This window comes from Rugamonas sp. FW305-51 (assembly GCF_058786935.1).
This window is the reverse complement of the sequence record NZ_JBYSZG010000017.1, coordinates 31,863-46,412: the sequence shown is the minus strand read 5'-3', so window position 1 is coordinate 46,412 and position 14,550 is coordinate 31,863. Positions and strand designations below refer to the sequence as shown.

The 14,550-nt window shown below is 65.8% G+C and carries 9 protein-coding genes; 7 read left to right on the top strand and 2 right to left on the bottom strand.

Annotated elements, in window-relative coordinates; all coding sequences use genetic code 11:
- Positions 1-55: 55 nt before the first annotated feature.
- Together AC3WOS_RS13775 and AC3WOS_RS13770 are read right to left on the bottom strand one after the other, a co-directional pair.
- A complete protein-coding gene (locus AC3WOS_RS13775) occupies positions 56-1,930 on the bottom strand; it encodes a glucokinase (protein WP_492716567.1) in 1,875 nt (624 codons plus the stop codon).
- A 153-nt stretch (positions 1,931-2,083) separates the two neighbouring features.
- On the bottom strand, positions 2,084-3,721 hold the full coding sequence (locus AC3WOS_RS13770; protein WP_492716566.1) for an alpha-amylase family glycosyl hydrolase: 1,638 nt from the start codon (positions 3,719-3,721) through the stop codon (positions 2,084-2,086).
- Between the two features lie 203 nt (positions 3,722-3,924).
- Between AC3WOS_RS13770 and AC3WOS_RS13765 the strand changes: the two genes are divergently transcribed.
- From AC3WOS_RS13765 to pulA, 7 genes are all read left to right on the top strand, one after another.
- Positions 3,925-5,445, top strand: coding sequence for a POT-type proton-dependent oligopeptide transporter (locus AC3WOS_RS13765; RefSeq protein WP_492716565.1), 1,521 nt, complete (start codon positions 3,925-3,927; stop codon positions 5,443-5,445).
- A 201-nt stretch (positions 5,446-5,646) separates the two neighbouring features.
- Positions 5,647-6,612 carry an ABC transporter substrate-binding protein gene (locus AC3WOS_RS13760; RefSeq protein ID WP_492716563.1) on the top strand — a complete coding sequence of 322 codons (966 nt, stop codon included), beginning with the start codon at positions 5,647-5,649 and terminating at the stop codon, positions 6,610-6,612.
- An 11-nt stretch (positions 6,613-6,623) separates the two neighbouring features.
- Positions 6,624-7,445, top strand: coding sequence for an ABC transporter permease (locus AC3WOS_RS13755; protein ID WP_492716562.1), 822 nt, complete (start codon positions 6,624-6,626; stop codon positions 7,443-7,445).
- A gap of 1 nt (position 7,446) precedes the next feature.
- Complete coding sequence (locus AC3WOS_RS13750) at positions 7,447-8,244, top strand: ABC transporter ATP-binding protein (RefSeq protein ID WP_492716560.1); 798 nt, start codon at positions 7,447-7,449, stop codon at positions 8,242-8,244.
- Positions 8,245-8,451: 207 nt separating this feature from the next.
- On the top strand, positions 8,452-10,233 hold the full coding sequence (locus AC3WOS_RS13745; RefSeq protein ID WP_492716559.1) for an ATP-binding protein: 1,782 nt from the start codon (positions 8,452-8,454) through the stop codon (positions 10,231-10,233).
- 1 nt (position 10,234) lies between these two features.
- Positions 10,235-11,611, top strand: coding sequence for a sigma-54-dependent transcriptional regulator (locus AC3WOS_RS13740; protein ID WP_492716557.1), 1,377 nt, complete (start codon positions 10,235-10,237; stop codon positions 11,609-11,611).
- A gap of 129 nt (positions 11,612-11,740) precedes the next feature.
- Positions 11,741-14,497, top strand: coding sequence for a pullulanase-type alpha-1,6-glucosidase (pulA, locus tag AC3WOS_RS13735; RefSeq protein ID WP_492716556.1), 2,757 nt, complete (start codon positions 11,741-11,743; stop codon positions 14,495-14,497).
- The last annotated feature ends 53 nt before the right edge of the window (positions 14,498-14,550 follow it).

Here is a 14,550-nt window from a genome sequence, read left to right as displayed (position 1 = left end):
CGTTTTTGCTAATTCGCAAATCGGGGTACGTCCCCATTTTTGGGAGGTGGCGGGCTTAGCTGTCGAGGTGGGAGATCAGCAGGCGGCGCGTTTCCGATTCAATGCCTTCGCCTTTGCGCTCGAGCACGAGCTCGGCATTCTGGGCGTCGAGCGAGATGCCGACGGACAGGATGTCGATCAGCAGCAGCTGCAATATGCGCGAGATCATCGACAGGAAGGTGGTGCTGTCTTCACTGTGGTCGACCGCCAGGCACACCGTGGCTTTCTTGGCCAGCGGCGAGTTGCTGGCCGTGATGGCGATGACGTCGGCGCCGGCCGCGCGCGCCGTGTCGACCGCGTCGAGCAGGTCGGGCAGCTTGCCGGAATTGGAAATGGCGATCACCACGTCGCCTGCCTTGAGCAACCCCGCCGCCAGCCCGAACAGGTGCGAGTCGCCGTACGAGGAGGTGGGGATGCGGAAGCGGAAGAACTTGTGCTGGCCGTCCAGCGCCACCACGCGCGAGTTGCCCATGGCGTAGAACTCGACCCGCTTGGCCTTGCTGATCAGGGCAATGGCACGGTCCAGCGAGCGCACGTCGAGCTGGTCGCGGAATTTCAGGATGGCCGACACGGTGTTGTCGATCACCTTGGCGCTCAGGTCGTGCGTGCTGTCGCTGACCCGCACCTGGCTGTGGCGCACGGGAATGGCGCCCGTCAGGCTGCTGGCGAACTTGAGCTTGAAGTCGGCCAGGCCCAGGAAGCCCAGCGAACGGCAGAAGCGGATCACGGTCGGCTGGCTCACTTCGGCCAGGCGGGCGATGTCGGCGATCGGTTCGTTCAGCACCAGGCGCGGCTGCTCCAGCACCAGGCTGGCCACGCGCTGCTCGGCCGGCGTCAGTTCGTGCTGCAGGTGCTGCACGCGCTCCATCAGCGTGTTGGCGCCGCTGCGCCCGCGCAGGTGTTCCGACAGGATCGTGGCCACGCCATAGAACGCGGGATTGGGCGTGGTGATGACGTAGGTCGGGATTTCCGACAGGTAGCTGGTGAAGCGGCCCTTGGCTTCAAAGCGCGAGCGGAACGGCGACGTCTTGAACCACTCGCCCATGCGCGGCACGATGCCGCCGCCGATGAAGACGCCGCCGAACGCGCCCAGCGTGACGGCCAGGTTGGCGCTGGCGCCGCCCAGCATGGCGCAGAAGCATTCCAGCACTTCCAGGCACAGCGGGTCCTTGTCGGTCAGGGCGCCGGACATGATTTCCTGGTTCGTCAGGTCGCGCACCTGGCGCCCGTTGCGCTTGGCGATGGCGCGGTAGATGATTTCCATGCCGGGGCCGGAAATGAGGCGCTCGGTCGACACGTGCGACCAGGTCTGCCACGCATATTGGAGGATAGAATATTCGCGCTCGTCGGCCGGGGCGAAGTTGGTGTGGCCGCCTTCACTGCCCAGGGTGACGAAGCCGTCCACGGTGGGGATCACGCCCGACACGCCCAGGCCGGTGCCCGGTCCCAGCACCCCGATCACGGAGTTGCTGGCCGGCGCGCCGCCGCCCACCTGCATCAGGTCGGCCGGCTTGAGGCCGGGCAGCGACATGGCCAGCGCCGTGAAGTCGTTCACCACCAGCAGCGTGTGCAGGCCCAGCGCGCGGCGCACTTCGTCGGTGGAAAATTCCCAGTCGCGGTTGGTCATGCGCACCTGGTCGCCGCTGACGGGGTTGGCCACGGCCAGCGCCGCATGGGTCAGCGTGATGTCGCGGTGGTCGGCCAGATAGGAGCGCAGCATGGCCACGATGTCGGGGAAGTCGTCGCACTTGAGCACGCTAACGGCGCGAAACTCGCCCGGCGCCGTCTGCAGCGCGAACCGGGCATGGGTGGCGCCGATGTCGGCCAGCAGGCGGGGTCCGTCGGCAAACGCGGTGCGATTGAGTTTATGGTCAACTTCAGCTTGTTTCATCGTCGATTCAATCAGAACATTGAGCGGTGCGTTTTGTTTGGAATATAACGCCCCGGAAGGCGGCAAGCATACCCGAAATATGGCCCATAAAGAAGCAAACCCCGCACAAACGACTCGTGCGGGGCTTGCTGTTTGCCGATGGCCGGCGTCCGCTTACCGGACCAGGCCGAACCAGGCGCCGTAGGCCGGCAGGCTGACCTGGTCGCCCTGCACGGTGCCGGGCAGGCCGTAGCCGCTCATCTGCTCGGCGCCCGCCGCCTGCGGCAGGCTGAAGCTGACCGGCGCGGCGCCGAGGTTGAAGATGGCGACAATGCCGCGCTCGCCTTCCAGGTCGCGCCGCAGCGCCAGCACCGGTTCCGGCGCGTCGAGGAAGGTGATGCCGCCGCGGGTCAGCTGGGGCAGCGCGCGGCGCCACGCGATGATCTTGCGGGCGAAGGACAGCGCCGAGTCGGGATCGTTTTCCTGCACGGCGGCAGCGCGCGCCAGCTGCGGCGCCACCACGGGCAGCCACGGCTTGCCGCTGGTGAAGCCGCCATGCTCGCCGCCGGTCCACGCCATCGGCGTGCGGCAGCCGTCGCGGCCCTTGAATTCCGGCCAGAAGGTGATGCCGTACGGGTCTTGCAGCAGTTCGAACGGCACGTCCGCTTCCGGGAAGGCCAGCTCGTCGCCCTGGTACAGGCAAGGCGTGCCCTTGAGCGAGAGCTGCATGGCCAGGATCATCTTGGCGAAGGCGACGGGCGCGTCCGGGCCGCCCCAGCGCGTGGCCACGCGCTGCACGTCGTGGTTGCCCACCGACCAGGAAGCCCAGCCGCCCTGCACGCGCGCTTCGAACTGCTCGACCTGGTTGCGGATGTAGCGGGCCGTCACGGTCGGCACCAGCAGGTTGAAGCTGTAGGCCATGTGCAGCTTGTCGCCGCCGGCCGTGTATTCGGCCATCACGGCCAGCGAATCGTCGGCCCCCACTTCGCCGATGGCGACGGCGCCATATTCATTGAGCAGGCTGCGCAGCTTTTGCAGGAAGGCCAGGTTTTCCGGGCGGCTCTTGTCGTAGACGTGGGCCTGCATGCCGTACGGGTTGACGTCGGACACGGTGGCCGTGTCGCGGTTGACGGCCGGCGGATTGCTGCGCAGCTCGGTGTCGTGGAAGTGGAAGTTGCAGGCGTCCATGCGGATGCCGTCCACGCCCCGCTCCAGCCAGAAGCGCAGGCTGTCCAGGTGGGCTTGCTGCACTTGCGGGTTGTGGAAGTTCAGGTCGGGCTGGCTGACGAGGAAGTTGTGCATGTAGTACTGGCGGCGACGGCTGTCCCACTGCCAGGCCGAACCGCCGAAGACGGACATCCAGTTGTTCGGTGGATTGCCGTCCGGCAGCGGGTCGGCCCACACATACCAGTCGGCCTTGGGATTGTCGCGGCTGCTGCGGCTTTCCTTGAACCAGGCATGGTCTTCGGCCGAGTGCGACATGACCTGGTCGATCATGATCTTCAGGCCCAGGCTGTGGGCGCGGGCTACCAACTGGTCGAAATCGGCCAGCGTGCCGAACAGGGGATCGACGTCGCAGTAGTCGGACACGTCGTAGCCGAAGTCCTTCATCGGCGACTTGAAAAATGGGGAAATCCAGACGATGTCCACGCCCAGCGATGCGATATAGTCCAGCTTTGCCGTAATGCCGGGCAAATCGCCGACGCCGTCACCATTGGTGTCGAGGAAGCTGCGCGGATAAACCTGGTAGATGATGGCTTCGCGCCACCACTGGCGTTGCTGATCGGAAGGCTGGGAGAGTTGTAGTGTCATGGCAGGGCCCGATGTTGGATTTGTAGACAATATACATCAGCAATATGAATTTTTCAATGTGCAGGCGCTTTTCGCAATACCATGCAAAAGTCAATTAAATCAATAACTTACAAAGTTAAATGAAAATAGAGACCACAATGAATAGTAGTCAAACTACACAAACTACGGCACAAAGTGCCGATTTGGAGCCGGGCAACGGGCCGATGCCGCGGCAAATTCCCTACATCATCGCCAACGAGGGTTGCGAGCGCTTCAGCTTTTACGGCATGCGCAACATCCTCACGCCCTTCCTGATCAGCACCCTGCTGCTGTTCCTGCCGCTGCCCGAACGGGCCGGGGAGGCCAAGCATGTGTTCCACACCTTTGTGATCGGCGTCTATTTCTTCCCCCTGCTGGGCGGCTGGGTGGCCGACCGACTGTTTGGCAAGTACAACACCATCTTCTGGATGAGCCTGGTCTACGTGGCCGGCCACGCTTGCCTCGCCATCTTCGAAGACAATTTGCAGGGCTTTTACCTGGGCCTGTTCCTGATCGCCTTCGGCTCGGGCGGCATCAAGCCGCTGGTGGTGTCGTTCGTGGGCGACCAGTTTGACCAGAGCAACAAGAACCGGGCCAAGGTGGTGTTCGACGCGTTCTACTGGATCATCAACTTCGGCTCCTTCTTCGCCTCGCTGCTGATGCCCATCTTCCTGCGCGATTTCGGCGCCGCCGTGGCGTTCGGCATTCCCGGCCTGCTGATGTTCATCGCCACCGTCGTGTTCTGGATGGGGAACAAGAAATACGTCCACGTGCCGCCGGCGGCGGCCGATCCCCATTCCGTGCTGCGGGTGGCGCGCACGGCGCTGCTGACGCGCCGGCCCGGCCAGTCGCGTCCCGGCCTGACGGTGGCGGGCGTGGGCGTGGCCGGCGCCGTGGCCTCGCTGTGCATGACGCCCCAGTGGGGCTTTGTGATCGCGGCCTGCCTGGCCGTGGTGCTGCTGCTGGCCTTTGGCGGCATGGGCACGGCCATGCAACTGGAACGGGCCCGCGGCGCCCATCCGGACGAGACGATAGAAGGCGTGCGGGCCGTGTTGCGCATCCTGATCGTGTTTTCGCTGGTGACGCCATTCTGGTCGCTGTTCGACCAGAAGGCTTCGACCTGGATCGTGCAGGCCAACGACATGACCAAGCCGGACTGGTTCCTGCCGGCCCAGATGCAGGCGCTCAATCCCATGCTGGTGATGCTGCTGATCCCGTTCAACAACTTGCTGCTGTTCCCCCTGCTGCGCCGCCTGGGCTGGGAGCCGACCACGCTGCGCCGCATGACGGGCGGCATCGCCTTCACGTCGCTGGCCTGGGTGGTGATCGGCGCCATCCAGTTGCAGATGGATGGCGGCACGCCCACTTCCATCGCCTGGCAGATCCTGCCCTACACGCTGCTCACGTTCGGCGAGGTGCTGGTGTCGACCTCGGGACTGGAATTTGCGTACAGCCAGGCGCCGGCCTCCATGAAGGGCACCATCATGAGCTTGTGGTATCTGGCCGTCACCATCGGCAGCCTGTGGGTGCTGATCGTCAATGCGGGCGTCAAGAACGATGGCGTCACGGCACTCATCGCCGCGACCGGCCTCAGTTCGATCGCGTTCCAGATGTTCTTCTTCGCCGCCTTCGCGTTGGCCGCGGCCGCCATTTTCGGGTGGTATGCGCGCAGCTACCGCATGGTGAACCACTACCGCGAGGGCTGACCCACGCCCTTGCCTTGCGCGGAAATCCGCAACCGGCACTGGCGCCGATTGCGTATTTCCGCCCAGGATGCTGACGGCGCGCAAGCACCGCGCCGCCGCGATCCGATATAAATCAATACCTTAGCGTTCGCGATGGGTTCCCCTTGTGGCTGGCACAGAACGTGCACTTGCTTTAGGCACACAACCACAACGGAGACCAGCATGTCCAAGTTACGCCTGATCGCACTCGCCGCCGCCGTCCTTAGCACCGCCGCCCAGGCGGAAGACGTGGTCCGCCTCGGCAACCTCAAGTTCGCCCACTACGGCGCCGTTTCCTACATCAAGGAAATCGCGCCCAAGTGCGGCATCAAAGTGGAAGAACACGTGTTTGCCAAGGGGCCGGACGTGATGCAAGCCATCCTGGCCGGCGAACTGGACGTGGGCGCCACCGCCTCCGAGGCCGCCATTTCGGGCCGCGCCAACGGCGCGCCCATCTACGTCGTCGCCGGTTTCGCCAAGGGCGGCGCACGCCTGGTGGCGCGCCCCGATGCCGGCGTCAAGTCGATCAAGGACTTGAAGGGCAAGAAGGTCGGCGTCACGCGCGGCGGCATCCATGAGGTGCTGCTGGTGGCCGAACTGGCCCAGCACGGCCTGACGGCGTCCGACCAGCCGGGCAAGGACGTGCAGCTGGTCTACCTGGCCTTTGCCGACCTCAACCAGGCGCTGCTGGGCAAGAACCTGGACGCCATCATGCAAAGCGAACCGCAATCGTCGCAGGCCATCAACAAGGGCTACGGGGTGGAAGTGATGAAGCCCTACGACACGCCCATCGGCGCGCCTGTGCGCACCATGGTCATGAGCGAGAAGTTCTACAAGGAGCACCGCGCCGTGGCCGCCAAGTTCATGAACTGCTTCGTGCAGGCGACCAAGCTGTTCATCGACAACAAGGGCGTGGCCGAGAAGTATGTACGCGAAACCATCTTCAAGAACCAGATCACCAAGGACGACTTCGACGACGCCATCAGCAATTCGCCCTACAGCTACGACGTCACCGCCGACCATATCCAGGTCACCACCGACGTCATGGCCAGGACCGGCACCGGCAAGATGCGCAACCCGCCCGTGGCCAAGGACTGGGTCAAGACCGACCTGCTGGAAGCGGCCAAGAAAAGCCTCAACATCCAATAAGGGGAGACATCATGAAACTACAACACTGGCGTGAACTCGCCGCCGGCATCGTGGTGCCGGTCCTCGTCGTCGCCCTGTGGCAGGCCAGCGCCATGCTGGGCTGGGTCAACCCGCAGGTACTGCCGTCGCCGGCGGCCGTGGTGCACAAGTGGTTCGAATACCTGCTGCCGCTGCAGCCTTATGATCGGGCGGCCGGCTCCTGGCTGGCCTGGGCTTTTTCGGGCGAACTGGTGGGCGACACCCTCAGCAGCATGTACCGCGTGGTGGTGGGCTTTGTGGTGGGCGCGGGACTGGCGCTGCCGCTGGGCCTGGTCATGGGATCGAGCAAGCGCATGTATGCCTGGTTCAATCCGCTCATGCAGGTGCTGCGGCCGATTCCGCCCATCGCCTACATTCCGCTGGCCATACTCTGGTTCGGGCTGGGCAACGCGCCGGCCGTGTTCCTGATTGCGCTGGGCGCCTTCTTCCCCGTGCTGATGAACACCATCGCCGGCGTGCGGCAGGTGGACGGCATCTACATCCGGGCCGCGCGCAACCTGGGCGTGGGGCAGCACACCATGTTCGTACGGGTGATGTTGCCGGCGGCCGTGCCCTACATCCTGTCGGGCGTGCGGATCGGCATCGGCACCGCGTTCATCGTCGTCATCGTGTCCGAGATGATCGCCGTGAACAACGGGCTGGGCTTCCGCATCCTCGAGGCGCGCGAGTATTTTTGGTCGGACAAGATTATCGCCGGCATGATCAGCATCGGCCTGCTGGGCCTGCTGATCGACGTCGCCATGAACAAACTGAACAATCATTTGCTGCGCTGGCACCGCGGCCTGGAGAACTAAGATGAGCGCATCCCATATTGCCGTTCGCGGCGTCAACAAAGTATTCCAGGCCGACGGGCGCGACGTGGTCGCGCTCAAGAACATCGAGCTCGATATTCCGCAGGGCCAGTTCGTCTGCCTGCTGGGGCCTTCCGGCTGCGGCAAGTCCACCCTGCTCAACGCCGTGGCCGGCTTTTCGCTGCCCTCGTCGGGCACCATCCACGCGGACGGCAAGCTGGTGACGGGGCCTGGCCCCGAGCGCGGCATGGTGTTCCAGGAATACGCCCTGTTCCCGTGGATGACGGTGGCCAAGAACATCGCCTTCGGGCTGGAGATCAAAGGCATGGGCCAGCGCGAGATCGACGCCAAGGTGCAGGAACTGCTGAAGATGCTGTCGCTGCAGGACTTCGCCCAGCGCTATCCAAAAGACCTGTCGGGCGGCATGCGCCAGCGGGTGGCCATCGCCCGCGTGCTGGCGCTCGATTCGCCCATCATGCTGATGGACGAGCCGTTCGGCGCGCTCGACGCGCTCACGCGGCGCAACCTGCAGGACGAGCTGCTGCGCATCTGGTCCGAGCTGAAGAAGACCATCATCTTCGTCACCCACAGCATTGAGGAAGCGATCTACCTGGCCGACCGCATCGTCGTCATGACGTATCGGCCCGGCACGGTCAAGCGCGACCTGCTGGTGGACCTGCCGCGGCTACGCGACCCGGCCGCCGCCGAGTTCAACGCCCTCAAGCGCGAGCTGGGGCAGCTGGTGATGGAAGAGCAGCAGCGCCACCACAACGACGAAATCCGCCTCGCCGCCGTTGATTGAAGAATGAAAATGGGGACGGACTCCGATTTGCGCCATATCAAACCGGAGTCCGTCCCCAATTTGGATACTGAAAAATGGGGACGTACCCCGATTTGCGCTATATCAAACCGGGGTACGTCCCCATTTTTGGGAATTCCTCCCCACTTTTGAAGCAGGGCATGTGTCCCACGTCTCCTGCCCATCCTTTGTTGCGGTACAGTACCAGGCATGAAGCGCGCGAACCTATCCCTGTTGTTGCTACCGGCCTTGCTCGGCGCCGCCGCCATCGTGGCTGCCGCCTATCTGCTCGGCACCCGCCACGCCCGCGCCGAACTGCAGGACCAGGGCCAGCGCCAGCTGCAGCTGATCGCGCCCGACCTGCAATCGGTCCTGCAAAAATTCGAAACCCTGCCCTTCGTGCTGGGCTTCCAGCCTGACCTGATCCAGGCCCTGGCCCACCCGGACGAGCCGCAAGCCATCGCCCGCCTGAACAGCACCTTGCACACCATCCAGCAGCAGGCCAAGGTCGGCGCCATCTACGTGATGAACCGCGACGGCCTCACGCTGGGCGCCAGCAACTGGGACCAGCCGCGGGGCTTCGTGGGCAAGAATTTCTCCTACCGCCCCTACTTCCACGCCGCCCTGCATGGCCAGGCGGGACGGTTCTACGGCATCGGCACCAGCACCAGCGAAGCGGGCTATTTCATCGCCCAACCCGTGTACCGCGACGGCAGCGCGCGCGGCGCCGTGGCCGGGGTGGTGGCCGTCAAGATCAGCCTGGCCGAATTCGAGCGCACCTGGCGCAGCAGCGCCGACCCCATCGTGCTGGCCGACCGCAGCGGCGTGATCTTCCTCAGCAACCGGCCGGACTGGATCTACCGCAGCCTGCGCCGCCTCGATGCGGCCACCGAACTGGAATTGGCGCGCACCCAGCAATACCTGGGCAAGCCCATCCTGCCCCTGCCCGCCAACATCGTGCAGCCGGTCACGCAGCCCGTCGGCGAACTGGGATGGCAGCTGATGCTGTTCCCCGGCCAGGACCGCGTGCTGCGGGCCGGCGTGCAGTGGGCGCTGGCGGCGGCGCTGCTGCTGGCCTGCGCGGCCGTATCCAGCTGGGCCATCCACCAGCGCCGCCGCCGGCTGGAGGAAGCCCAGGCTTCGCGCGCCGCGCTGCAGCGGGCCGCCCTGGAACTGGAGGACCGCATCGTCGAACGCACGGACCAGCTGCGCCAGACCAACGCCAGCCTGGAAACCAAATACGCCAAACTGCAGGAAACGGAACAGCTGCTGCGCTCGACCCAGAATGAGCTGGTCCAGGCCGGCAAGCTGGCCATGCTGGGCCAGATGGCGGCCGGCGTCACGCATGAACTGAACCAGCCGCTGGCCGCCATCCGCGCCTTTGCCGACAACGCCCGCACCTTCCTGGAACGGGGCATGACGGCGCAGGCCACCAGTAACCTGGGCCACATCGCCGACGCCAGCGCGCGCATGGGCGCCATCATCGGCCAGCTCAAGGGCTTCGCGCGCAAGGATGAAAGCGTGGCCACGGTGGACCTGGCCGCTTCCGTGCGCGCCTCGTCGTTCCTGCTGCAAAGCGAATTCCGCCGGCTCGACGTGGCGCTGGAGGTGTCGGCCGACGATGGCTGCTGCAAGGTGGCCGGCGACGCCGTGCGCATCGAGCAGGTGCTGATCAACTTGCTGCGCAACGCGCTCGACGCCGTGGAGGCGGGGCCGCCAGACGCGCGCCGGGTGGCCGTCGCGCTCGCGCGCGAGGATGCATACGCGCTGGTGAGCATCAGCGACAGCGGCCCTGGCATACCGGAGCAGGTGGCGGCCCACCTGTTCGAACCGTTTTTCACCACCAAGCCGTCCGGCAAGGGACTGGGGCTGGGACTGGCGATTTCGTCGTCCATCGTGCAGGCCATGAACGGCCAGCTCACCGCCCGCAACCTGCCCGGCGGCGGCGCGCGCTTCGAGCTGCGCCTGCCACTGTTGATAGAAGGAGTGTGACGTGAGCGCACCGCAAGCGATCCTGGTTGAAGATGAAGCAGCGCTGCGCCTGGCCACCAGCCAGACGCTGGAACTGGGCGGCTTTACCGTGCAGGCCTGCGCCAGCGCCGAGGAGGCGCAGGCCCTGCTGCGGCCCGACTACGGCGGCGTCATCGTGACGGACGTGCGCCTGCCCGGCCGCAGCGGCCTGGAACTGCTGGAACTGGTGGTGGCGCTGGACGCGGAACTGCCCGTCATCGTCGTCACCGGCCACGGCGATGTCGCCATGGCGGTAGCGGCCATGCGCAGCGGCGCCTACGATTTCATCGAAAAGCCGTTCGCCGCCGAACGCCTGCAGGAAGCCGTACGCCGCGCCCAGGAACGGCGCGCGTTGGTGCTGGAGAACCGCGCCTTGCGCGCGCAGCGTGCCCTGCATCCCGACCTGCCGGACCTGGTGGGCCGCTCCGACGCCATCGAACGCGTAAAGGTCCTGGTGCGCAACGTGGCGCCGGCCGCCGTCGATGTGCTGATCCATGGCCAGACCGGCACCGGCAAGGAAGTGGTGGCACGCCTGCTGCACGCGGCCAGCGGGCGCAAGGGCCAGTTCGTCGCCATCAATTGCGGCGCCCTGCCCGAATCGGTGTTTGAGAGCGAAATCTTCGGCCACGAGGCGGGCGCGTTCACGGGCGCGCAAAAGCGCCGCATCGGCAAGCTCGAATACGCCAACGGCGGCACCGTGTTCCTGGACGAGATCGAGAGCATGCCGATGGCGCTGCAGGTCAAGCTGCTGCGCGTGCTGCAGGAACGACGGCTGGAACGGCTGGGCGGCAACGACAGCATCGCGCTCGACTGCCGCGTGGTGGCCGCCACCAAGACCGACCTGCTGCAGTTGGCGGCCCAGGGCCTGTTCCGCGAAGACCTGTACTACCGCATCGGCGTGGTCACACTGGAGCTGCCCCGCCTGCGCGACCGGCCGGACGACATACCGCTGCTGCTGGCCCACTTCGTGCGGGATGCGGCGGCCCGCTTCCAGCGTCCCGTGCCCGCCTGGAGCGCGCAACAGATGGCGCAGTGGCAGGCCGCGGAATGGCCCGGCAACGTACGCGAACTGCGCAACTTCGCCGAACGGCTGGTGCTGGGCGTGGCGGAGATGCCGCCCAGCGCCGCAGCCATCAGCGCTGCGCCGTGGAGCACGGACAACGCAGGCGGCGCGCCTGACGCGGAAACAACCGCTCCCTCCCTGCCCCAGCAGGTCGACCAGTTCGAGCGCGAGTTGATCGTGCGCGCGCTCGAGGCCACGGACGGTAATGTCGCCCTGGCCGCCGACCATCTGGCCGTGCCGCGCAAGACGCTGTACGACAAGCTCAAGAAATATCAGATCGGCACCGGCAAGAAATAGTCACGATCCCCCACTCGCCGCATTTTCGTATCAAAACTACAGAAATTGGATTACCATATCTGGCAAATTCAAGGGTATGCAGCGAATATTTGTAACTGCACTACCAAAACATGATACGGAGATGAGTTAATGGGCGCACACCAGTACGGCGCGTGGAAACGCGCGGCACAACTTTCGGCGGGCGGCGCGCTTGCCCTGACCTGCCTGGCCGCCGCGGCCGCCGACACGGCCACGCTGGCCAGCTGCAACGGCCCGTTCGCCACCGTGCTGCAGCCGGCCGCCGCGACCGACGCCCGCGCCTACTGGTTCAACCGCCAGCTGCTGCGCTGGCCCGGCGCCGACAGCGATGCCATCTTCAAGCTCTATTACGCCGCCGGCGGCACGCTGACCGCCACCCCGGGCGCCAAGGTCAGCGGCGCCGACGGCGCCATCACGCTGGAACGCCACGACGGCGTCCTGCCCGCCGACCTGGCGCAGCGCTTCAAGTTCGTCGCGGCAGGCGTCACGCTGGCGCTGCCGGCGGCCGACGCTGCCCGCGCCGCCATCCTGCACCAGCAGCAGCTGGTGCTGGTGCAGGAAGGGCCGGACGGCACCGTGCGCGACGCCACCGGCCTGCAGATCGCCGGCGCCCTGGACGACCTGTACGCAGCCGCCGGCCAGGCGCCAGACCTGGGCGTGACCGTCGCTCCGGGCCGCAGCACCTTCAAGCTATGGGCGCCGACGGCACGCCAGGTATCGGTCTGCATTTATCCGAAAGGCAGCGGCGCGGCCAGCACGCTGGTGCCGATGACCTTCGACGCGGCCACCGGCATCTGGTCCGCCACGCGGCCGACCGACCTGTCGGGCCAGTACTACCAGTACGCGGTGGACGTGTTCGCGCCCTCGGCCGGCATGGTGCGCAACCTGGTCACCGATCCCTATTCCGTCAGCCTGACGACGGATTCGAGACGCAGCTACATCGCCGACCTCGATGCGGCCAAGCTGAAACCAGCCGGCTGGGAACGCGACCGCGCGCCAAAAAATGTGGCGGTGCAGCCCGACATGGCTGTCTACGAGCTGCACGTGCGCGACTTTTCCATCAACGACGGCACGGTCAGCGCCGCCCACCGCGGCAAATACGCGGCCTTCACGGAAACGCATTCAAATGGGATGAAACACCTGGCCGCGCTGAGCCGCGCCGGCATGACGGACATCCACCTGCTGCCCGTGTTCGACATCGGCAGCGTGCCGGAACAGGGCTGCGTGACGCCCAAGCCGTCCGGCGCGCCCGACAGCGATGCGCAGCAGGCACTGGTCAAGACCACCCAGCTCACCGACTGCTACAACTGGGGCTACGACCCGTATCACTACAACGCGCCCGAAGGCAGCTACGCCACCGATCCGGCCGACGGCGCGCGCCGCGTGCTCGAATTCCGCCAGATGGTGATGGCGCTGCACAAGACCGGCCTGCGGGTGGGCATGGACGTGGTCTACAACCATACCTACATCGCCGGCCAGAACGAGAAGTCGGTGCTGGACCGCGTGGTGCCGGGCTACTACCACCGCCTGAACGCACAAGGCAAGATCGAGCGCTCCACCTGCTGCGACAACACGGCCACGGAAAACCTGATGATGGCCAAACTGATGATCGATTCCGTGACCCAGTGGGCCGTGCAGTACAAGATCGATTCGTTCCGCTTCGACCTGATGGCGCACCAGCCGCGCGCGGCGATGGAGCAGCTGCAGCGGCGTGCCGATGCGGCCACGGGCCGCCACGTCAATCTGATCGGCGAAGGCTGGAACTTCGGCGAGGTGGCCGACGGCGCACGCTTCGTCCAGGCGTCGCAGCTGTCGCTCAACGGCAGCGGCATCGGCACCTTCAGCGACCGCGGGCGCGACGCCGTACGCGGCGGCGGCGCCGGCGACGCCGGCGAGCAGCTGTTTGCCAGGCAGGGCTACATCAACGGCCTGGTGTACGACTCCAACGCGCTGGCCGGCACGCATGCCGCCGCCGAACTGCTGCACGCCTCGGACATGGTCAAGGCCGGACTGGCCGGCGCCATCCGCAGCTATCCGCTGCCGACGGCCGATGGCACGACCAGGGAACTGCAGGCCATCGACTACGCCGGCCAGCCGGCCGGCTATGCCAGCGAACCGGGCGAAGTGGTCAACTACGTGGAGAACCACGACAACCAGACCATGTACGACAACAACGTGTTCAAGCTGCCGCTGGCCACCAGCACGGCCGACCGCGCGCGCGTGCAGATGCTGGGCGCCGCCATCAACGCCTTCAGCCAGGGCGTGGCCTACTTCCACGCCGGCTACGACATCCTGCGGTCCAAGTCGCTGGACCGCAACAGCTTCGAATCGGGCGACTGGTTCAACCGTCTGGACTGGAGCTATCGCGACAACTACTACGGCGTGGGCCTGCCGCCGGCCGACGACAACGGCAAGGATTACGCCCTGCTCAAGCCCCTGCTGCGCAACGCGGCCCTGAAACCGGCGCCGGCCGACATCGCCTATGCGCGCGACGCCTTCCGCGACCTGCTGGCCATCCGCGCCAGCAGCACGCTGTTCCGCCTGCGCACGGCGGACGACATCAAGCGCCGCCTGCACTTCTACAACACGGGCCCGCAGCAGCAGCCGACCGTGATCGTGGCACACCTGGATGGCGACGGTTATCCGGGCGCGCACTTCAAGTCGCTGACCTATCTGATCAACGTGGACAAGGTGGCGCACACGCTGGCCGTGCCGCAGGAGCGGGGCCGCGCCTACGTGCTGCACCCGGTGCACCTGCGGGCCGGGGCGGCCGACCAGCGCCCCGCCCGCGCGGCGCGCTTTGACGCGGCGACCGGCACATTTGCAGTTCCGCCACGCTGCGCCGTCGTTTTTGTCGAAAATAGATAAAATTGACAAACTTTCATGTTATCTTTTTGGCTTTCCAATTTAGCCAGAAAGTA